Below are 19,965 nucleotides of genomic sequence, written 5' to 3'. Positions count from 1 at the left end.
TGCAGGCGCCGGGCACCGCCGCCACGGCCGGCGGGGGCGTCCGCCGGGACGCGCGGCGCGGCGCGACGCGCGCGACACGCCGGGTCACGTTCAGCAACTTTTCCGTCACTCGCTGTGGGTTCTCCACACCCCGCCCACACCCCGCACGGAGCAACGGCGCAGGTCACGGCCCTGCGGGACCCCGTCGTCCACCGCGTCCACAGCCTGGGGAAATCACATCGGTGTGACACACCATCTTGTGGTGCCTTGCGCTGTCGCCCCCCAGGGGTAGTGTCTGAGTCACCCCAGCACGCCGGGCTCGCACCCGAGGGAAGGACCACTCCCATGAGCATCACCGTCTACAGCACGCCGTCCTGCGTGCAGTGCAAGGCGACCTACCGCGCGCTCGACCGCAAGGGCCTCCCCTACGAGGTCGTCGACGTCACCAGCGACGCGCAGGCGCTCTCGACGGTGCGCGCCCTCGGCTACGTCCAGGCCCCCGTCGTCGTCAGCGGCGACGAGCACTGGTCCGGCTTCCGCCCCGACCGCATCGAGGCCCTCGCCGACCGCTCCGCGGCCGTCTCCGCCTGAGGAGGGCGCCGTGCCGCTCGACGTCGTCTACTTCTCGAGCGTGTCCGGCAACACCCACCGCTTCGTCGAGGAGCTGGGGGTGACGGCGCGGCGGATCCCGCTGCGCCCGCACGAGGAGCACCTGCGCGTCAGCGAGCCGTACGTCCTGGTCCTGCCCACCTACGGCGGTGGGGACGGGCGGGGCGCGGTGCCCAAGCAGGTCATCCGCTTCCTGAACGACCCGGTCAACCGCTCCCTCATCCGCGGGGTGGTCGGCGCGGGCAACACCAACTTCGGGGCCCACTACGCCGTGGCCGGCGACATCGTCGCCGCCAAGTGCCGCGTGCCCCTCCTGTACCGCTTCGAGCTCTTCGGCACCCCCGAGGACGTGCGTCGCGTCCGCGACGGATTGGACACGCTGTGACCCTCACCTCCGACGCCCCCGAGGTCTCCGGGGCCGTGCCGCACCCCTCGGCCCCCGCCTCGGCCGGCTACCACTCGCTCAACGCGATGCTGAACCTGTGGGACGAGCACGGGCGCATCCAGTTCGACGCGGACCGCGAGGCGGCGCGCCAGTACTTCCTGCAGCACGTCCTGCCCAGCACCCCGCGCTTCGAGAGCTTCGAGGCCCGCCTGGACCACCTCGTCGCCGAGGGGTACTACGAGGCCGAGGTCCTCGACCGCTACCCGCGCGCCTTCGTGCGCGAGCTGACCGACCGCGCCCACGCCGCGCGCTTCCGCTTCGCCACCTTCCTGGGCGCCTTCAAGTTCTTCACCAGCTACGCGCTGAAGAGCTTCGACGGCAAGCAGTACCTCGAGGGCTTCGAGGACCGCGCCGTGATGACGGCCCTGACCCTGGCCGCCGGCGACCGGGCGCTGGCCACCGCGATCACCGACGAGATCGTCAGCGGCCGCTTCCAGCCGGCCACCCCCACCTTCCTCAACGCCGGCAAGGCCTCGCGCGGCGAGCTCGTCTCCTGCTTCCTGCTGCGCATCGAGGACGACATGGAGTCCATCGGCCGCGGCATCAACTCCGCCCTGCAGCTGTCCAAGCGCGGCGGCGGCGTGGCGCTGCTGCTGAGCAACATCCGCGAGTACGGCGCGCCCATCAAGCGCATTGAGAACCAGTCCTCCGGCGTCATCCCGGTGATGAAGCTGCTGGAGGACTCCTTCTCCTACGCCAACCAGCTCGGCGCGCGCCAGGGCGCCGGCGCGGTGTACCTCTCGGCGCACCACCCGGACATCACGCGGTTCCTCGACACCAAGCGCGAGAACGCGGACGAGAAAATCCGCATCAAGACCCTCAGCCTGGGCGTCGTCGTCCCCGACATCACCTTCGAGCTCGCCAAGAACAACGAGCCGATGCACCTGTTCTCGCCCTACGACGTCGAGCGCGTCTACGGCGTGCCCTTCGGCGACGTCCCGGTGAGCGAGAAGTACCGCGAGATGGTCGCGGACCCGCGCATCAAGAAGACGCAGATCGACGCCCGCGAGTTCTTCCAGACCCTCGCCGAGCTGCAGTTCGAGTCGGGCTACCCGTACATCGTGTTCGAGGACACGGTGAACCGGGCCAACCCGATCGACGGCCGCATCAACATGTCGAACCTGTGCTCGGAGATCCTGCAGGTCAACACGCCCAGCAGGCTCGGCGAGGACCTCGGCTACGAGGTCGTCGGCAAGGACATCTCCTGCAACCTCGGCTCGCTGAACATCGCGCTGGCCATGGACGGCGGCGACCTCGGCGCGACCGTGGGCACCGCGGTGCGCGCGCTGACCGCCGTCTCGGTGGCCAGCGACATCCGCTCGGTGCCCTCGATCGCCCACGGCAACGCGCGCTCGCACGCCATCGGCCTGGGCCAGATGAACCTGCACGGCTACCTGGCGCGCGAGCGGGTGCACTACGGCAGCCCCGAGGGCATCGACTTCACCAACATCTACTTCTACGCGGTGCTCTTCCACGCGCTGCGCGCCTCCAACGAGCTGGCGATCGAGGCCGGGCAGGCGTTCGAGGGCTTCGAGCGCTCCGCCTACGCCGACGGCAGCTTCTTCGACAAGTACACCGAGCAGGAGTGGGTGCCGGCCACCGAGCGCGTCGCGCGGCTGTTCGCCGACGCCGGCATCGCGATCCCCACGCAGGACGACTGGCGCGAGCTGAAGGCCTCCGTGCAGCGGCACGGCATCTTCAACCAGAACCTGCAGGCCGTCCCCCCGACCGGGTCGATCAGCTACATCAACAACTCCACCTCCTCGATCCACCCGATCGCCTCCAAGATCGAGATCCGCAAGGAGGGCAAGCTCGGCCGCGTGTACTACCCGGCGCCGTTCATGACGAACGACAACCTGGAGTACTACGAGGACGCGTACGAGATCGGCCCCGAGAAGATCATCGACACGTACGCGGCGGCCACCCAGCACGTCGACCAGGGCCTGTCGCTGACCCTGTTCTTCAAGGACACCGCCACGACCCGCGACGTCAACCGCGCGCAGATCTACGCGTGGCGCAAGGGGATCAAGACGATCTACTACGTGCGCATCCGCCAGATGGCGCTGGAGGGCACCGAGGTCGAGGGCTGCGTCAGCTGCATGCTCTGACGATCGGCACGCACGGGACGGCGAGGGCGCTGGACGGGACGAGGGACGAGGACGAGACGGTGGAGAAGCTCAAGCTCATCGATCGCGTGAACGCGATCAACTGGAACCGCGTGCAGGACGAGAAGGACCTCGAGGTCTGGAACCGCCTGACGAGCAACTTCTGGCTGCCGGAGAAGGTGCCGCTGTCCAACGACGTGCAGTCGTGGGCGCGCCTGTCCGACGCCGAGCGCACGCTGACGATGCGCGTGTTCACGGGCCTGACCCTGCTGGACACCATCCAGGGCACGGTCGGCGCCGTCTCCCTCATCCCGGACGCGCTGACCCCGCACGAGGAGGCCGTCTACACGAACATCGCGTTCATGGAGTCGGTGCACGCGCGCAGCTACTCCTCGATCTTCTCCACCCTGGCCTCCACGCAGGCGATCGACGAGGCGTTCACCTGGTCGGAGGAGAACGAGGCGCTGCAGCGCAAGGCGTCCATCGTGCTGGACTACTACCACGGCGACGACCCGCTCAAGCGCAAGGTCGCCTCCACGTTGCTGGAGTCGTTCCTCTTCTACTCCGGCTTCTTCCTGCCGATGCACTTCTCCTCGCGCGCGCAGCTGACGAACACCGCCGACCTCGTGCGCCTCATCATCCGCGACGAGGCCGTGCACGGGTACTACATCGGCTACAAGTACCAGCGCGGCCTGGAGCGCGTGGACCAGGCCAAGCGCGACGAGCTGAAGGACTACACCTTCGACCTGCTCTTCGAGCTGTACGACAACGAGTGCAAGTACACCTCGGACCTGTACGACAACGTCGGGCTGACCGAGGACGTCAAGACGTTCCTGCACTACAACGCGAACAAGGCGCTCATGAACCTCGGCTACGAGGGCATGTTCCCCGCCGACACCACCAGGGTCGACCCCGCCATCCTCTCGGCGCTGTCGCCCAACGCCGACGAGAACCACGACTTCTTCTCCGGCTCCGGTTCCAGCTACGTCATCGGCAAGGCCGTGGCCACCGAGGACGAGGACTGGGAGTTCTGATCTGCGCCGCGGGCCCGTCGTGACCACACCCGACGGGCCCGCGGCGCGCACACGGACGGGGGCCGGCCGGCGCGCGCGAGCGTGACGGCCGGCCCCCGCTCGTCCCGGCGCGAGCCCCGCGGGCCGACCCCTACCGCGCGGCGCCGCGGCGGCGCACCATGGAGGGGCCGGGGCCTCGCCGTCGCGGCCGGAGGGACCGCGCGAGGACGCCCGGTGCCGCCGAGGAGGAGCCGTGAGCAGCAGGGACAGCACGATCGTGGTGGGGGTCGCCGAGGGCCGCGCCTCGGACGCGGCCCTGGACTGGGCGGTGCGCGAGGCGGCCCGCCGGGGCGCGGGGCTGCACCTGGTGCACGCCCTCGCGCGCGGTGCCGACGCCGCTGCGCAGGAGCCGCCCGGCCGCGGCGGGGAGGACGTCTCGGTCACCCTGCGCCGCGCCGGCGACCTCGTCCGCGCGGTCGGCGCGGGCGTGGCGGTGCGCTCCTCGGCGGTGGGCGGCCCGGCGCACGAGGCGCTGCTGCGCGCCGCCGCGGACGCCGACCTCGTGGTGACGGGCACCGACCGGCACGGGGCCCGGCCGGGGCGCACCGGGCAGGTCCTGGCCGAGCGCTGCCCGTGCCCGCTGGTCTGCGTGGGGTCCGCGCCCACCGGCGGGCACGGGGTCGTCGCCGGTTTCGACGCCACCCCCGCCTCCGCGGCGGCGCTGGAGTTCGCCGCCGCCGAGGCGGCGCTGCGCGGGGAGCGGTTGCGCGTCGTGCACGTCGCGCACCCCCCGGTGGGCCACCTGCTCGAGCAGGACCCGCAGGCGCGCCGGGCGGCCCGGCGCCTGGCGGCGGCGGCGGTCGAGGAGGTCGTCGAGGGGGTCCGCCGGCGCCACGGCGTGGAGGCCGAGGTGGTGCTGGTCACCGGCGCCTTCGCCTCCGACGTGCTGGTGGGCAGGTCCCGCCGCGCGCGCCTGCTCGTCGTCGGCGCGCACGCGCACCCCTCGTTCCTCTCCGCGCTGTTCGGCTCGACCGGGCGCGGGGTGCTGCGGTGCGCGCACGTGCCCGTGGTGGTGGTCCCGCCCACGACCGTCGACCGCGCACCGGGTGCGGGCGGTGCACCCGGTGCCGGCGCGCTGGTCGGGGCCTGACCCGGGACCGAGGTCCCTGTCCGCCGGCGCGCCCCGGGGGCAGGGTCACCGCCACCGGGGCGCCGTGGGCGCGCCCCGGCGGCGGCGGGCGCAGCGCGGAGGAGGACGTCGTGGGCACCACGGGCACCACGGGCACCACGGGCAGCAGGGTCGTCGTCGGGGTCGACGCGCTGGCCACCGCCGCCGCCGCCCTGCGCTGGGCGGCGGCCGAGGCGCGGCGGTGGGGCGCCCCGCTGCACCTGGTGCGGGCCGTGCCGTACCCGGTGACGACGGACGCGTCCACGGCGTGGGCGCTGACGGGCCTGCTGGCCGACCTCGACGCCGCCGCGGGTGCCGTGCTGGAGGAGGCCGCGCAGCTGGTGCGCGCGCAGGAGCCCGCCGTGGCCGTGACGACCTCGGTCGAGCGCGGCGGGCCGCGGCAGGTGCTGCTGCGCGCCGCCGAGGACGCGGCGCTGGTGGTCACCGGCGCGCGCCGGCACGAGGAGCGCCGCTGGCCGGTGCCGGGGCTGCGCCTGGGCTCGACCGGCCTGTTCCTGGCCGCCCACGCCCCGTGCCCGGCGGTGGTGGTCACCCGCGACGCGCCGGCCGGCGCCCGCGGGGTCGCGGTGGGCTTCGACGGCTCACCCGCCTCGGCCGCGGCGCTGGAGCGGGCGGCGGCCGAGGCGGCCCGGCTGGGGGAGCCGCTGCGCGCGGTGCACGCCGTGCACCTGCTGCTGGACCCCTCGCTAGCCGTGGACGCGGCCGCCTGCGAGCGGCTGCGCGACGAGGAGGTGCGCCGGGCCTGGCGGGTGCTGGCGGACGCCGTGCGCGAGGTGCGCACCCGCCACGCCGTCGAGGTCGAGCAGGTCGTGCTGCGCGACGCGTACGCCTCGGACGCCCTGCTGGACGCCGCCGCCGACGCCCGGCTGCTGGTGGTCGGCTCGCGCGGGCACGGCGCCCTGCTGCGCGCGCTGCTGGGCTCGACCAGCCACGCGGTCCTGCAGCGCGCCCAGCAGCCGGTGCTGGTGGTGCCCGACGCCGCGCGGGCCCGCGGGCGCCGCCGCGCCGCCGGCCTGACGCACGCCGCCGGCTGAGGCCGCGCCGCGTCAGCCCGCCCCGGTGCCCTGCGCCCCGGTGCCCTGCGCCCCGGTGCCGTGCGCCCCCAGCGCGTCGGTCATGTCGGTGAGGAAGCGGCGCACCACCTCCAGCTCGGCGTCGTCGTAGCGGGTCATCAGCTCGTCGCTGCGCCGGCCCAGCGGGCCGAAGAACTCCACCGCCACCGCCGCGCCCCGCTCGCCGAAGCGCAGGTGCACCTTGCGCCGGTCGGCGGTGTCGCGCTCGCGGCGCAGGTGCCCGGCGCGCTCGAGGCGGTCCGCGACGCCGGTGGCCGCGCCGGAGGTCAGGCCCAGGGCCGTGGCCAGCTCCCCGGTGGTCATCGGGTCGCCCTCGCCCTCGCGGCGCATCACGTGCAGGAGGGCGCGCATGTCGGTGGGGTGCAGGCCGCGCCGGCCGGCGAAGTCGTCGGCCACGCGCTGGGACTGCGCGCCCAGGTCGCGCACCAGGTCGAGGACCTCCGCCTGCAGGCGCGCGCGGGGCGTGTCGCGCGGGCGGTACATGCCGGGGGGGCCGGGGGGCTGGGTGCTCATCGGTTTGCCAGCTTACCTCACGTCTGTTTAACATCTCAGTCACTGAGACTTCATGCCGCTGAGGAGGATCGTGACCGAGAACCCCGACGCCACCCGGGCCCTGGGACGCCTGGTCACCGGCCGCGTCAGCGCCTGGCTCGTCCTGCTGGTCGCCCTCGTCCTGGCCGGCGCCGTGGTCGCCGGCGAGGGCGAGGCGCCGCCCACCGAGGCCGGCGGGGCGCGGCTGCCCGCCGCCGCCGAGTCCGCCCGGGCCGTGCAGCTGCTCGAGCGCTTCCCCGGCGAGGAGACCGCGCCCGCCCTGGTGGTGTGGACGCGCACCGACGGCGGCGCCCTCACCGACACCGACCGCGAGGCGGCCGCCGCCGCCGCGCAGCGCCTGGGCGCCCTGGCCGTCGGCGGGCGCGCCGCCGGGCCGGTGCCCTCCGAGGACGGCGAGGCCCTGCTGGCCGTCGTGCCGCTGCCCTCCGACGTCACCGGCGAGGAGAGCGCGCAGCAGGTCGGCGACGTGCGCGCCGCCGCCCGCGAGCAGCTGCCCGCGGACCTGCGCGCGCAGGTGACCGGCGGGCCCGCCTTCGGCGTGGACATCGCGGACTCCTTCTCCGGCGCCGACACCCGCCTGCTGCTCGTCACCGCCGGCGTCGTCGCCCTGCTCCTGCTGGTGACCTACCGCAGCCCCGTGCTGTGGCTGGTGCCGCTGACCGTCGTCGGCGTCGCGGACCGGACCGCCGCCGGGCTGCTCACCGTCGTCGACCGCATCGGCGGCACCCCGGCCGACCCCTCCAGCACGGGCATCACCAGCGTCCTGGTCTTCGGCGCCGGCACGAACTACGCCCTGCTGCTCATCGCCCGCTACCGCGAGGAGCTGCGCCGCACCCCCGACCGGCGCCTGGCGATGCGCCGGGCCCTGGCCGGCGCCGGCCCGGCGGTCCTGGCCAGCGCCTCCACCGTCGTGCTCGCGGTGCTCACCCTGCTCGCGGCGGTGCTGCCGTCCACGCGCTCGCTCGGCATCGACGTGGCCGTCGGCATCGTCGTCGCCGGGATCTCCGGGCTCGTGGTGCTGCCCGCCGCGCTCGTGGTGTGCGGGCGGGGGCTGTTCTGGCCCTTCGTGCCGCGCGTGGGCTCGCGGGACACCGCCCGCACCGGCGTCTGGGCGCGGATCGCCGCCCGCGTGGTGCGCCGGCCCCGGCCGGTGGTGCTGCTCTCGCTGGTGCTGCTGGCCGTGCTCAGCGCCGGGCTGGTCGGGGTGCAGCAGGGCCTGGCGCAGACCGAGCGCTTCCGCACCGCCGCCGAGTCCGTCGAGGGTGCGCAGGCGCTGCGCGAGCACTTCCCCGGGCGGGGCAGCGAGGCGGCGCGGGTCGTCGCCGCCGCCGGCGCGGCCGAGGCGGTGGTGGCCGCCGCGTCGGCGGTGCCCGGGGTGGCCTCGGCGCAGGTGACCGGCGAGAGCGCGGGCCTGGTGCGCGTGGACGCGGAGCTGGAGGCCGAGCCCGGCTCGGCCGCCTCCCGCGCCACCGTCGAGCGGCTGCGCGAGGCCGTGGGCGCGGTGCCCGGCGCGGACGCGCTCGTGGGCGGCGCCGAGGCCGAGGCGGTCGACGAGCGCGACGCCTCCCGGCGCGACCTGCTCGTGGTCGGCCCGCTCGTCGTGCTCGTCGTGCTCGCGGTCCTCGTCGTGCTGCTGCGCGCCCTCGTCGGCCCGCTGCTCCTGGTGGCGACCGTGCTGGCCACCTACGCCGCCGCCCTGGGGGCCGGGAACCGGCTGTTCGTCGACGTCCTCGGCCTCCCGGCCCTGGACACCGGCGTGCCGCTGCTCTGCCTGCTGTTCCTCGTCGCCCTGGGCGTGGACTACAACATCTTCCTCGTCACCCGCGCGCGCGAGGAGGCGCTGACCGCCGGGACCCGCGAGGGCATCCGCACCGCGGTGGCCGTCACCGGCGGCGTCATCACCAGCGCCGGGGTCCTGCTCGCGGCGGTCTTCACCGTCCTGGGCGTGCTGCCGCTCATCACGCTCACCCAGATCGGCGTCGTGGTGTGCATCGGCGTGCTGCTGGACACCCTGCTCGTGCGCACCCTGCTCGTGCCCGCGATCGTCGCGCTGCTGGGCCCGCGCACCTGGTGGCCGAGCCGGCTGGACCGCGCCCCGGCACCGCGCGAGCGGGAGCTCGTGCCGTGAGGGGGCGCTGGGTCCTCGCGGGAACGGCCCTCGCGCAGGCGCTCTCCCCGCTCGCGGCCGGGTTCGACCAGGGCTCGGGCGACGACCCGGTCGTGGTCCCGCCCGGTCCCTTCTTCGCCGTGTGGGGCGTGGTGCTGCTGGGTTGCCTGGCCGTGGCGGTGCGCGGCCTGGCGCCCCCGCGCGCGGCGGCGCCGCTGTTCCGCGCGGTGCGCGCCCCGCTGACCCTGGCGCAGACCGGTTTCGTGCTCTGGCTGCTCGCGGCGGCGGACGCGCCGGTGCTCACGGTGCCGCTGTTCGCCGGGATGCTCCTCGCGCTCGCCGTCGCGCTGCGCGCCGCCGTGACGGCGGGCGACGGCGGGGTGGGCCGGCGCGACGCGGCCCTGGTGCGCGGGACGCTGGGCGCCTACGCCGGCTGGAGCGCGGCGGCGGTGTGGGTGAACACCGCCACCGTCCTGACCGACCCGGGGACCGCGACCCTGCTCGCCCTGCTCGCCGGGGCGGTGCTCACCGTCACCGTCGGCACCCTGCTCTCCCGCGGGAGCGCCGGTTTCCCCGCCGCGGGCGGCTGGGCCCTGCTCGGGGTGCTGGTCTCCACCGCCTCCGCCGGGGCGAGCGCGCTGGCCGCGGCCGCGGCGGTGGGGCTGGTGCTCGTCGCCGCGGCCGCGCTCCTGGCGCGCGCCCGCTCCGCCCGGCAGCCGGCGCGGCCCTGAGGCGCGCGCCGGCCGGGACCCGGTCCGGCGCCTCCCGCGCGGCGTTCCCGAGGTTCCGCGCGGGTTTCCCGGGGTTCCCAGTGGGGTTCCCCGCGGCCCTCGGGGCTCCTGCGCGGCCGCCGCTGCGCGCGGTCGGGTCGTGCTCACCCCTGCTGGGCGGCGCCCCAGCCGTGCCAGCGCTCGACCTGCACGAGCGCGCTGACGCGCGCGCGGTCGCGGGTGGGGTAGGCCTGGCCCAGGTAGTGCTGCGAGAGCAGGTCGATGTCCGCCAGGTCGGTGTCGTCGCGGAACTCCACGACGCGCCCCTGCACGCTGACGTGCGTGTACCAGTCGTCGCGCGCCAGCGCCGTCAGCGAGACGCGCGGGTCGGCGCGCAGGTGGCGCAGGCGCGCACGTCCCGCGTCGAGGTTCAGCAGGACGCGGCCGTCCTCCTGCAGCAGGTACCAGGTGGCCACGCTCACCGGGTGCCCGTCGGGGTGGACGGTCGCCATCACGGCGGGGTTCGGCTGCGCGAGCAGCGCGGCGACGTCTTGCGGCAGGGGAGGGTTCGGCACGGTGCTCTCCGTCGTCGGTCCGGGCGGGTCCTCCCGGATGGTACGGCCGGGGCACCCCGCGGGGCGGGGTGCCCCGGCCGCACCGGGGCGTCGCGGCGTCAGGAGACGCGGAACTCCCGGTAGTCGACGTAGCCGTCCAGCGGGGAACCGGGCGAGTTGAAGAACGTTTCGGCCATGAGCTGGTTCACGGGCGTGCGCACGCCCGAGGCGCGCCACTGCACGTCGCGCAGCGCCAGGCCCTGCACGCCGTCGATCCACACGTCCAGCGCGCCGTCGTCGCGGCCGGGGGTGTTGACCGCCACGCGGATCCTCACCTCGAACCACCGGTCGACGGGGATGCCCAGCCGCCGGCCGTCCGGGCCGTTCAGGCTGGCCGAGATGCCCCAGCGGGTCTGCGTCTGACCGTCGGCGCAGGGGGCGTACACGTACGCGTCCCACCACGGGTAGCCGATCCTGTCGTGCGCGGAGGCGCGGGTGTGCAGGCGCACGGAGAACGCGTCGGGGCGCATCGTGCCGCCGGAGGGGGCGTACCAGGGGTCCTTGCCGACGGGGATGCCCGCGAGCCCGGGCATCTTCAGGTCGACCTTCGCCAGGCCCTGGTCGTGCGTGGCCCGGGGCACGCGCACCTGGTACGAGAGGGTGATCTGCTCGCGGGCGTCGATGCTGCTGCGCAGCTTGTAGCCGTTCATCTGCCCGCGGTCCAGGTGGACGCGCGAGACCCCGGTGGACGGGGAGGTCAGGTTCTCGCGGGAGGCCTGCACCGCGCCGCCGCTGGCGACGATCTGCTGCAGCGTGGCGGGGCCGGTGCCCCAGCCGGCGGCGACGGCCGTGCCGGCGGAACCCAGGCCGAGGGCCAGGGCGAGGAACGCGCAGGCGAACGCGGTCAGCGAGCGCCGGGCCCGCGCGGCCCGGGGGGCGGATCGCGGCGGGTGGGACGGGGGGACGTGCGGGGACATGGCTTCTCCGTATCGCCGGGGGGATGGCACGGGGCAGCGCGTCGGTGCCGACGGGGGGCGTCGGCACGTCGGGTGGACGGGGGAGCGGGTGCGGGACCGGTGGACCGCTCGCCGGGGGGAGGCGGGCGGGTGGACCTCGTCAGGTGCAGCGACGACCCGTCGCACGGTTCCCGGCGGCGGGGTGGGTGGTCCCGCTCGCCGGGGGTGTGCGGTGGTCGGGCCGTGCTGGTGCCATCGAAGTCCTCACTGCAGGGGCCGGTCGGCAGCACGCGATCGGTCCGGACCCGACGGCGCGGTCGAACCATAGCGGTAGGTGAACGGTGAACGGACCAGGGTCCACCTGGAACTCGTCACGCCTCTGCCACGGCGTGCGCACGTGACCGCCACGCCCGGCGCACCCCGCCCCTGGCGCGCGGACCCCCCGCGGGGGGCGCGCCGGGGCTGCGCGGAACCCGCGGCGGGGTGCTCGGGAACCCGCGGCGGGGTGCTCGCGGACCGGCGGGGTGCTCAGGGACCGGCGGGGTCCTCGGGGCGGCGCTCGACGAGGTAGGTGTGCCCGTCGACGGTGACGCGCTCCCACTGCGCGTACCCGCGGCTCGCCTCCTCCGGGGTGCGCGGGCCGCGCTGCGGCCCCTCCTCCTCGGAGACCTGGGCCGGGCCGGTGAAGGAGAAGGCGGCGTCGAGCAGCAGGTCGATCCAGCGGTTCCTCGAGCGGGGCCGCTGCAGGTGGGCCGGCAGGCCACGGGTGTCGTCGAAGGGCATGTCGGTCCTCGGGTCGATCCTTCGCGGTGCAACACTTCGTGCATTAAGCATCGTACGCTGTGCGCGTGAGCACCAGTGCGGACCCGGCCGGCACCCACCTCCCGGCGGCGGAGGACCCGCTGGCCCTGGAGCGGCAGGTCTGCTTCGCCCTCGTCGTCGCCGCCCGCAGCGTCCTGTCGGTCTACCGGCCCGTGCTGGAGCCGATGGGGCTGACGCACCCGCAGTACCTGGTGATGCTGGCGCTGTGGGGGCGCGAGCCGATGTCGGTGCGCGAGCTCAGCGAGGCGCTGCAGCTCGACGCGCCCACCCTCTCGCCGCTGCTGAAGCGCCTGGAGGCCGCCGGCCTGCTCGAGCGCCGCAGGCTGCCCGAGGACCAGCGCTCGCTGGCGGTCTCCCTCACCGGCGCCGGCCGCGCGCTGCGCGCGCGCGCCGAGCGCGTCCCGGCCCAGGTCGTCGAGCGCCTCGGGGTGGACGTGCACGAGCTCGAGGCGCTGCGCGACGGGCTGAGCAGGGTCATCGCCGCGGCGCGGACCGCCGCGGAGCCGCAGGACGACCCGCAGGTGCGGGCGGGCTGAGCGCCGCGGGGACCAGCGAGCGGTACAGCTCCAGGTGCGCCCGGGCGGCCCGCGCCCACGTGTGCCGGGCCACCAGCGCCAGGCCCCGCCGGCGCCGGGCGGCGGCCGCCGGGTCGCCCGGGGCGGCGGTCAGGGCCTCGTGCAGCGCCGCGGCGGTGCCGGCGGGGTCGGCGGCGAACAGCGCCGCGCCGTCGAAGACCTCCCGCAGCACCGGCAGCTCGCGCGTCACCAGCGGCACCCCGGCGGCCAGCGCCTCCATCGCCGCCAGCCCGAAACCCTCCTTCGTGGAGACGAAACCCACCACCGCCGCCGCGGCCACCAGCGACGGCAGGTCCTCCTGCGGCACCGGGCCCAGGACGTGCGGGCGCACGCCCAGGCGCACCGCGAGGTCGTCGAAACCCGCCCGGTACTCGCGGTGGTCGAACAGCGTCTCGCCGCCGGCGACGACGAGCCGCACCCCGGGCACGCGCTCGCGCAGCAGCGCCACCGCGCGCAGCAGGTCCACGCTGCCCTTGCGCGGCTCGATGCCGCCGACCGCCAGCACGTAGCGGCCGAAGCGCTCGCGCCAGGCCCGGCGCGCCGCGCGGGCGGCGGCGCTGCCCGAGGCGGCGGCGGCGAACGGTGCGGCGTCCACCCCGTTGGGGATGACGACGGGGTCCAGCCCCCACCCCGCGCGCACCTCGGCGGCCACGGCGCGCGAGACGCACACGTGCGCGTACGGCTCGACGAGGGCCCGCTCGTGGCACGCCGCCAGCTCCGGCGTGGTGAAGGTGTCCAGGTGGTGCACCGTGCGCACGCAGCGGCCCACGGCGTTGGCGCTGATGCAGTCCTGTGCGTGCACCACGTCGTAGCCGGCCGCGTCGAAACCCTCGCGCAGCACCCGCACCGAGCGCAGCACGCGGGCGCCGACGTCCTCGCCCTCGCGCGGCGCGAACGGCACCACCCGCACGTCCACGCGCGGGTCCACCGGCCGGAAGAACGCACGGTCCCCGCCGCGGCCCAGGGTCCACACCGACACCTCGGCGCCGGCCTCGACCAGCGCCTCGGCCAGGGCCAGGGTGTGCACGACCCCGCCGCGCGGCTTGGTGGAGTAGGTGGCCAGCGCGACCCTCACGGCAGCACCGCCGCCGCCTCGTGCGCGGCGGGCTCGAGCAGGCCGCGGTAGGTGCCGGTGCGCCGCTCCTGCAGGTGCCGCAGGGTGCGCCGCGCCCGGCGCACCTCCGCCGCCGGGTCCAGGTCGACCACCGCCATGCCGCCCTTGGTCCCGGTGCGCGCCAGCACGTCCCCGCCGGGGCCGACGACCTTCGCCTGCCCCAGGAACCGCAGCCGGCCGGTCACGCCGGTCTGGTTGGCGGAGACGAGCACCACCTGGTTCTCCGCGGCGCGCGCGCCGTCGTAGAGGTCGAACAGCCGCGACTGGCGGTCGTGCGCCAGGCGCGCGGCGCGGTCGGTGACGCTGGCCGGCCACGCCGAGGGGCAGCACAGCACCTGCGCGCCGTCCAGGGCGAGCGTGCGCGCGGACTCGGGGAACGTCTTGTCGTAGTCGATGAGCAGCCCCAGCCGCCCCACGGGGGTGTCGAACGCGCGGAACGCGTCCCCGGCGGCGTAGCGGCGCCCCTCCCCGGCGGTCTGGTGCACCTTGCGGTGGCGCCCCAGCACGCGGCCGTCGGCGACGCAGACCGCGGAGTTCCAGCGGCGCGCGCCCTCGGCCTCGGTGTAGCCGAAGCACACCACGACGCCGCGGGCGGCCTCGGCGACGCGGCGGACCTCCGGGCCGTCGCCGTCCAGGGCCGGGGGCAGCCCCGTCGCGCCGACGTCGCGCAGGTCCGAGAGGTACCCGCCGAGCACCGCGTGCGGCAGGACGAGCAGCTGCACGCCGCGCTGCCGGGCGTGCTCGACGATGCCGAGCACCTTGGACAGGCCGCGCTCGACGTCGCGCCCGAAGCTGCCCGCCACCGCGGCGGTCCGGGTGATCACGCCCGGCCGGCCGCCGGCGCCGGCACCCGCGGCCCGGCACCGCGCCGGGCGACCCGCTCGGCGATCCGGCCGGCGAGGAACTCCGCGTCGCGGGCCACCCCGGCGAAGCGGCCCGAGCCCCAGGTGTGCATCCACGGCAGCCCGAGGAAGAACAACCCCGGCACGTCCGTGACGCCACGCGTCTGGCGCGGGCGGCCGCGCCCGTCGAAGACCCCGACCTCGACCCAGCGGTGGTCCGCGCGGTACCCGGCGCTCCACACGACGGAGGTGACGCCCGCGGCGGCGAGGTCGAGCTCCAGCTCCTCGCGCGGCGGGCGCCACACCGGCACGTAGCGCGCCTCGACGGGCGCGTCGAGGCCGCGCTCGGCCACGTGGCGGTCGATGGAGTCCTTGATGCTCTCGGCGACGGCGTCGGCGCGGTCCAGCGAGCGCTCCAGGCCGGGGGCGAACCGGGCGACGCCGTCGTGCACGTCCTCCAGCCGCCCGTGCAGCCGCATCCCCTCCAGCGCGAACGCGCGCAGGTCGACGTCGCGCCCGCCGTCGCGCCCGGTGACGTAGTGGTTGGTCTTCTCCTGCGCCGCAGCGCCCCCGGGGACCCGCGCGGCGGGCACGTCGTAGGTGCCCATCTCCTCCAGCCAGGCGACGCAGTCGCGCCCGCGGTAGCGGCGCGCGCAGCGCGGGGCGCTGCCGACGGCGAGGTGCACCCGCCGCCCGGCCAGGTGCAGGTCCTCGGCGATCTGCGCGCCGGACTGCCCCGAGCCCACGACGAGGACGGCCCCGGCGGGCAGCGCGCCCGGGGAGCGGTACGCGGAGGAGTGCAGCTGCACGAGGTGCCGCGGCACGCGCTCGGCCACGCGGGGCAGGACCGGTGCGTGGTAGCCGCCGGTGGCCACGACGACCTGCCCGGCGCTCAGCTCCCCGGCGGTGGTCGTCAGCGCGAAACCGCCGCCGGAGCGGCGCAGCGAGGTCACCTCCACGCCCTCGCGCACGGGTGCGCCGAAGGAGGCGGCGTAGGAGGTGACGAAGCGGTGCACCTCGTCGCGGGCCATGAACCCGTCCGGGTCGGTGCCGCCGAAACCTCCCCCGTACGACCACCCGGGCAGCCGGCACTGGAAGTTCGGGGTCACCAGCGTGAAGGCGTCCCAGCGGCCGTCGCGCCACTCGTGCCCGACGGTGGCGCGCTCGAGCAGGACGTGCTGCACGCCGCGCTGCACCAGGTGCCAGCTCAGCGACAGCCCGGCCTGCCCGGCCCCGACGACGACGACCTCGTGCTGCTCGCCGCCCCCGGCCGTGGGAGGGGTCCCCTCAGGCACGGCTCGGCTCCCGGGTGGCGCCGGGGGTGGTGCCGGGGGTGCTCCCGGGGGTGGCGCCCGGAGGCGTGCCGGAGGGGGTGCCGCGGCGCAGCAGGGCGCCGTAGGCGTCCGGGCGGCGGTCGCGCAGCGCGAACATCGACCGGCGCGCGCCGGCGAGCGCCTCGTCGACGTCGACGTCGGCCACCGCGACGCCGGCGTCCACGCCGGTGGCCGCGAGGACCTCGCCGCCGGGGCCGACGACCTTGGCGCTGCCGACGAAGCGCAGCGAGCCGAACGAGCCGGCCTGGTTCGAGGCGACCCACACGACCTGGTTCTCCAGCGCGCGCGCCCGGTCGTACAGGTCGAAGCGCTCCTTCCACCTGTCCCGCGCCAGGTCGGCGGCGGGGGCGGTGCGCGAGCCCGGCCACGCGGAGATGCTCACCACGATCCGCGCCCCGTCGAGGGCGGCGGCGCGGGCCGCCTCCGGGAACGCCTTGTCGTAGCAGATCTGCAGGCCGATGCGCCCGACCGGGGTGTCGAACGCCTCGAAGACGTCCCCGGCGGCGTAGGAGAGGTTCTCGCCCAGCGGCTGGTGCACCTTGCGGTGCACGCCCAGCACGCCGTCGCCGTCGAGGGCGACCGCGGTGTTGTAGCGGTCCTCGCCGCCGTCCTCGCACACGCCCAGCACCACCACGACGTCCCCGGCCATGCGCCGCACCCGTTCCAGCTCCGGGCCGTCCAGGCGCAGCGCCGGGGGGCCGCCGCCGCGCCGGCGGTCGTCGGCGCTGCCGCGCTGCCCGGCCGCGCCGAGGTCGGAGAGGTACCCGCCCAGGCACGCCTCCGGCAGCGCCAGCAACCCGGTGCCCTCGGCCCGGGCGCGTTCCAGCAGCCGCCCGATCGTCGCGTACGCCGTTTCCAGGTCGCGGCCGAAGCCCTCGGCCACGGCCGCCAGCCGCGTCGTGCTCACGCGCGCCCCCAACCGGTCACGGCGCCCCGCACCGCCGGGGTCACCTCCCCGTCGGGCCAGCGCAGCACCACCCCGGCGCCGCCGGTCAGGCGCCCGCACACCGCGGTGCCGGCCGGCCCGGCCGGCGCGGGGGACCAGCCGGGCCGGGCGGCGCTGACAATCCCGAAACCGGGGAAGCAGGTGAACCAGTCGCCGGCGCCGGCGCCGTCCGGGCGCGGCACGGCGGCCACGTCGAGCTCGGCGCCGCACCCGCTGGCCTCGGCGAGCATGCCGGTGGTGCCCACCAGACCGGCGGCGCTGACGTCCTTGGCCGCCGCCGGGCGCGAGCGCGCCACGAACAAGCCCATGGCCCGCAGCTCCTCGCCGCGGCGGGCGGTGGTGGAGTCCCACTGGGTGCCGCGGTACCCGGGGCGCCAGCCGCCGCCGAGGTCGGCGGTCAGGTGCAGCTCGTCGCCGGGGCGCCCGCCGCCGGCGGGGACGGGGTGCGCGGTGCGCCCCAGGGCCGTCACCGACAGCGCGGCGGGCACGCCGAGCTGGGTGTGCCCGCCGAGCACCGGCACGTCCCACGCGGTGGCGGCCGCGCGCAGCCCGGCCACCACCCGCGCGGCCGAGGCCGCGTCGCGGGCGGCCAGCGCGTCCAGCAGCCCGACGGGTTCGGCGCCCGTGGCGGCCAGGTCGTTGAGGTTGACCAGCACCGCGCACCAGCCGGCCCACTCCGGGTCGCGCTCCACCATGGACGGCAGCACCGCGTCGCAGGCCGCCACCAGGTCCGAGGCGGGCACCGGTGCCGCGTCGTCGCCGCGGAAACCGGCACCGCCCAGCGCGGCGCCGCCGGTGTCCAGCCCGCCCAGCAGCGCGCCCAGCGGCGCCTTGGTGGCCTCGACCAGGCGCTGGAACCGGTCGAGGTGGTAGCGCACGAGGACGTGCGCGGTGCCGTGCGCGCGGACCTCGCGCACCGCCTGCCAGCCCAGCCGGCGGAAGAGCACCGCGCTCGCGGCCTGCACGGTCGCCTCGAAGCGCAGCGCGCCCAGCCGCTCGGCGTGGGCGCACGCGGCGCGCACCAGGGCGGCGCCCACCCCGCCCAGGCTGCGCGCGCGCGGCTGCACCGCGAGCCGGCTGCCGCGCCACCAGCCCAGGTCCGGCCCGGGCAGGGCCGGCGCCAGGCGCACCCCGCCGAGCACGGCGCCGCCGGGGGTGCGCGCCACGAGCACCAGGCGGCGCGGGTCGTCGTCGGCGTCGTCGGCGTCGTCGCGCTCGAACAGGCCCTGCTCGCCGACGAACACCTCCCGGCGCAGCGCCCGGTGGGCCCGCTCGCCGTCGCCGTCGGCGACCTCGACGCGGAAGCGCGGCACCGGCGCGCCGGTGAGGAACGGCACCTCCAGCGGCGGCAGCAGGTGGTGGGGGGTGCGCAGGTCCATCACGCCCCCAGGTCCTGCAGCACTGAGCACGCCCCGCACGCCGCGCAGCCGGCGCCCTGGTCGGCGCCGCGCATCCCCGCGGCCCGCAGCAGCGCCGCGACGCGGCGGGTGACGTCCTCCACGACCGCGGGGTCCGGTGCGCCGACGTCGTCGACGTCGACCGCGAGCGTGCCGGCGAGCGGGCGGAACGGCACCACGAACGGGTAGACGCCCATCGCCACCAGGTCCGCGGCACCGGCGACGAGCTCGTCGGGGTCCTCGCCCAGCCCGACGAGCAGGTACGTCGAGACGCGGTTGCGGCCGAAGACGCGCACCGCCTCCGCCCACGCGGCGAGGTACCCGCTCAGCGGCACGGTGGCCTTGCCCGGCGTCCAGCGCCGGCGCACCGCGTCGTCCAGGGACTCCACGTGGATGCCGATCGAGGTGGCACCGGCCTCCCGCAGCGCGGTGAGCGCCGAGAGGTCCGCGGGCGGTTCGCACTGCACCTGCACGGGCAGCCCCGGCACGGCGGCGGTGACTGCCCGCGCGCACCGCGCCAGGTGCCGGGCGCCGCGGTCCGGCGCCGTGGACGTGCCGGTCGTCATCACCACGTGCCGCACGCCGTCCAGGCGCACGGCGGCCTCGGCGACCTCGGCCAGGACCGCCGGGGACTTCACCGCGATCGTCGTGCCCGCCTCCAGCGAGGCCTCCACCGCGCAGAAGCGGCACCGCTGGCTCGGGTCGTAGCGCGCGCACGTCTGCACCACCGTGGTGGCCAGCACGTCGCGCCCGTGCAGCCGGGCGACCTTCTCGTACGGCACGCCGTCGGCAGTGCTCAGGTCGTAGAACCGCGGCCGCTGCACGGGGGTGACCTCCACGCCGAGGTCGGTCACCTCCAGCAGCCCGCCGCGCGAGCGCTCGCGCAGCAGCCGGCCGTCGCGCACCAGGTACGGGCTGTCGGCCCGCAGCGGCAGCGCGGTGGCCAGGCCGCCCAGGACGACGTGGCCGTCGTCGCTGGGCCCGGCCCCGCCCGCGCGGTGCACGGGGGTGCTGGCGCGGACCCCGCGGATCGCGACGTCCACGCGCGTGGAGACGGTCCCGCCGCCGCTCACGACCGCGCCTCAGACCATGTACGTGGAGTTGATGATGGCGCCCTTGCGGGCGTAGTGGATCACCGCGTCCTGCACGTCCAGGGGGTGGCACGGGATCACGCCGGCGATGAGGTCCTCCTCGCGCAGGCCGTGCAGCGCCAGCCCGAAGCGGCAGCAGTACACGGTGCCGCCCTCGGCGATGAACGTCTCCAGCGCGCCGTTGATGTTCTGCTCCCCGGGGAACCCGGAGTCGCCGGTGGTGGGGAACCCTCGGGTGGCCATGCAGTTCATCGACCCGGGGCCGTAGAAGTAGATGGCCGACTCGAAGCCCTTGCGCAGCGCCCGCGTCGCCTGCAGGACGGCGACGAAGCTGACGGAGGACTCGTGGGCGATGCCGTGCACGAGGGTGAAGTACGACTCCCCGCCCTCGGCGCGGTAGTCCGGGAACACCTTCGTCGAGCCGTAGATGTTCGTGCCCTTGGGCGTCGAGGGGTGCGGGATCTCCGCGAGCGCGGCGGCGATGTTCGCGGCGATCTGCTCCTCGACCTCGGTGGCCGTCGTGCTCGGGGAGGTGGTGGTCTGGGTCACGGG

At 76.2% G+C, this 19,965-nt stretch carries 20 protein-coding genes; 9 read left to right on the top strand and 11 right to left on the bottom strand.

Annotated elements, in window-relative coordinates; all coding sequences use genetic code 11:
• The first annotated feature begins 324 nt into the window (after positions 1 to 324).
• From nrdH to ACRYMN_RS07425, 6 genes are all read left to right on the top strand, one after another.
• Positions 325 to 570: a glutaredoxin-like protein NrdH gene (nrdH, locus tag ACRYMN_RS07450; protein ID WP_432493565.1), complete on the top strand. Its 246-nt coding sequence runs from the start codon at positions 325 to 327 to the stop codon at positions 568 to 570.
• A gap of 10 nt (positions 571 to 580) precedes the next feature.
• A complete protein-coding gene (nrdI, locus tag ACRYMN_RS07445) occupies positions 581 to 973 on the top strand; it encodes a class Ib ribonucleoside-diphosphate reductase assembly flavoprotein NrdI (RefSeq protein WP_432493563.1) in 393 nt (130 codons plus the stop codon).
• A gap of 35 nt (positions 974 to 1,008) precedes the next feature.
• Complete coding sequence (nrdE, locus tag ACRYMN_RS07440) at positions 1,009 to 3,141, top strand: class 1b ribonucleoside-diphosphate reductase subunit alpha (protein WP_432493641.1); 2,133 nt, start codon at positions 1,009 to 1,011, stop codon at positions 3,139 to 3,141.
• Between the two features lie 59 nt (positions 3,142 to 3,200).
• Entirely contained in the window at positions 3,201 to 4,172 is a 972-nt protein-coding gene (gene nrdF / locus ACRYMN_RS07435) for a class 1b ribonucleoside-diphosphate reductase subunit beta (protein WP_432493561.1), read from the top strand.
• A 232-nt stretch (positions 4,173 to 4,404) separates the two neighbouring features.
• The gene (locus ACRYMN_RS07430) at positions 4,405 to 5,301 is read left to right on the top strand and encodes a universal stress protein (RefSeq protein WP_432493559.1); all 897 of its coding nucleotides are present in this window, start codon (positions 4,405 to 4,407) and stop codon (positions 5,299 to 5,301) included.
• Between the two features lie 110 nt (positions 5,302 to 5,411).
• The gene (locus ACRYMN_RS07425) at positions 5,412 to 6,374 is read left to right on the top strand and encodes a universal stress protein (protein ID WP_432493557.1); all 963 of its coding nucleotides are present in this window, start codon (positions 5,412 to 5,414) and stop codon (positions 6,372 to 6,374) included.
• Between the two features lie 12 nt (positions 6,375 to 6,386).
• On the opposite strand, the gene ACRYMN_RS07420 is transcribed toward ACRYMN_RS07425, so the two are convergent.
• Positions 6,387 to 6,926 carry a MarR family winged helix-turn-helix transcriptional regulator gene (locus tag ACRYMN_RS07420; RefSeq protein ID WP_432493555.1) on the bottom strand — a complete coding sequence of 180 codons (540 nt, stop codon included), beginning with the start codon at positions 6,924 to 6,926 and terminating at the stop codon, positions 6,387 to 6,389.
• Between the two features lie 70 nt (positions 6,927 to 6,996).
• Between ACRYMN_RS07420 and ACRYMN_RS07415 the strand changes: the two genes are divergently transcribed.
• Positions 6,997 to 9,093 carry an MMPL family transporter gene (locus ACRYMN_RS07415; protein WP_432493553.1) on the top strand — a complete coding sequence of 699 codons (2,097 nt, stop codon included), beginning with the start codon at positions 6,997 to 6,999 and terminating at the stop codon, positions 9,091 to 9,093.
• Positions 9,090 to 9,803 (top strand): TspO-related membrane protein, encoded by a 714-nt coding sequence (locus ACRYMN_RS07410; RefSeq protein ID WP_432493551.1) that lies wholly within the window; start codon positions 9,090 to 9,092, stop codon positions 9,801 to 9,803. The genes ACRYMN_RS07415 and ACRYMN_RS07410 overlap by 4 nt, the downstream gene beginning before the upstream one ends.
• 143 nt (positions 9,804 to 9,946) lie before the next feature.
• On the opposite strand, the gene ACRYMN_RS07405 is transcribed toward ACRYMN_RS07410, so the two are convergent.
• The 3 genes from ACRYMN_RS07405 to ACRYMN_RS07395 form a co-directional block, all read right to left on the bottom strand.
• Positions 9,947 to 10,357 (bottom strand): TIGR03618 family F420-dependent PPOX class oxidoreductase, encoded by a 411-nt coding sequence (locus ACRYMN_RS07405; RefSeq protein ID WP_432493549.1) that lies wholly within the window; start codon positions 10,355 to 10,357, stop codon positions 9,947 to 9,949.
• Positions 10,358 to 10,455: 98 nt separating this feature from the next.
• A complete protein-coding gene (locus ACRYMN_RS07400) occupies positions 10,456 to 11,313 on the bottom strand; it encodes a polysaccharide lyase (RefSeq protein WP_432493547.1) in 858 nt (285 codons plus the stop codon).
• A gap of 507 nt (positions 11,314 to 11,820) precedes the next feature.
• Positions 11,821 to 12,075: a hypothetical protein gene (locus ACRYMN_RS07395; RefSeq protein ID WP_432493545.1), complete on the bottom strand. Its 255-nt coding sequence runs from the start codon at positions 12,073 to 12,075 to the stop codon at positions 11,821 to 11,823.
• A gap of 65 nt (positions 12,076 to 12,140) precedes the next feature.
• Between ACRYMN_RS07395 and ACRYMN_RS07390 the strand changes: the two genes are divergently transcribed.
• The gene (locus tag ACRYMN_RS07390) at positions 12,141 to 12,650 is read left to right on the top strand and encodes a MarR family winged helix-turn-helix transcriptional regulator (protein WP_432493543.1); all 510 of its coding nucleotides are present in this window, start codon (positions 12,141 to 12,143) and stop codon (positions 12,648 to 12,650) included.
• Here the strand turns inward: ACRYMN_RS07390 and ACRYMN_RS07385 are convergent.
• From ACRYMN_RS07385 to ACRYMN_RS07355, 7 genes are read right to left on the bottom strand one after another with little or no spacing between them, the layout of a single operon-like run.
• Positions 12,589 to 13,764, bottom strand: a complete 1,176-nt coding sequence (locus ACRYMN_RS07385; protein ID WP_432493541.1) for an MSMEG_0565 family glycosyltransferase — start codon at positions 13,762 to 13,764, stop codon at positions 12,589 to 12,591. The two genes, ACRYMN_RS07390 and ACRYMN_RS07385, sit on opposite strands and share 62 nt — an antisense overlap.
• Positions 13,761 to 14,627 (bottom strand): carbon-nitrogen hydrolase family protein, encoded by an 867-nt coding sequence (locus ACRYMN_RS07380; protein ID WP_432493539.1) that lies wholly within the window; start codon positions 14,625 to 14,627, stop codon positions 13,761 to 13,763. The genes ACRYMN_RS07385 and ACRYMN_RS07380 overlap by 4 nt, the downstream gene beginning before the upstream one ends.
• Complete coding sequence (locus ACRYMN_RS07375) at positions 14,624 to 15,940, bottom strand: MSMEG_0569 family flavin-dependent oxidoreductase (RefSeq protein WP_432493537.1); 1,317 nt, start codon at positions 15,938 to 15,940, stop codon at positions 14,624 to 14,626. The genes ACRYMN_RS07380 and ACRYMN_RS07375 overlap by 4 nt, the downstream gene beginning before the upstream one ends.
• On the bottom strand, positions 15,933 to 16,886 hold the full coding sequence (locus ACRYMN_RS07370; RefSeq protein ID WP_432493535.1) for a carbon-nitrogen hydrolase family protein: 954 nt from the start codon (positions 16,884 to 16,886) through the stop codon (positions 15,933 to 15,935). Before ACRYMN_RS07370 ends, ACRYMN_RS07375 begins: the two co-directional genes overlap by 8 nt.
• Entirely contained in the window at positions 16,883 to 18,307 is a 1,425-nt protein-coding gene (locus ACRYMN_RS07365; RefSeq protein WP_432493533.1) for an MSMEG_0567/sll0787 family protein, read from the bottom strand. Before ACRYMN_RS07365 ends, ACRYMN_RS07370 begins: the two co-directional genes overlap by 4 nt.
• On the bottom strand, positions 18,304 to 19,395 hold the full coding sequence (locus ACRYMN_RS07360; protein ID WP_432493531.1) for an MSMEG_0568 family radical SAM protein: 1,092 nt from the start codon (positions 19,393 to 19,395) through the stop codon (positions 18,304 to 18,306). Before ACRYMN_RS07360 ends, ACRYMN_RS07365 begins: the two co-directional genes overlap by 4 nt.
• A 9-nt stretch (positions 19,396 to 19,404) precedes the next feature.
• Positions 19,405 to 19,962, bottom strand: coding sequence for an MSMEG_0572/Sll0783 family nitrogen starvation response protein (locus ACRYMN_RS07355; protein ID WP_432493529.1), 558 nt, complete (start codon positions 19,960 to 19,962; stop codon positions 19,405 to 19,407).
• Between the last annotated feature and the right edge of the window lie 3 nt (positions 19,963 to 19,965).

Source organism: Kineococcus gypseus (genome assembly GCF_050871305.1).
Lineage (GTDB): Bacteria > Actinomycetota > Actinomycetes > Actinomycetales > Kineococcaceae > Kineococcus > Kineococcus gypseus.
The sequence above is the reverse complement of the archived record's forward strand: the minus strand, read 5'-3'. Positions and strand labels throughout refer to the sequence as shown.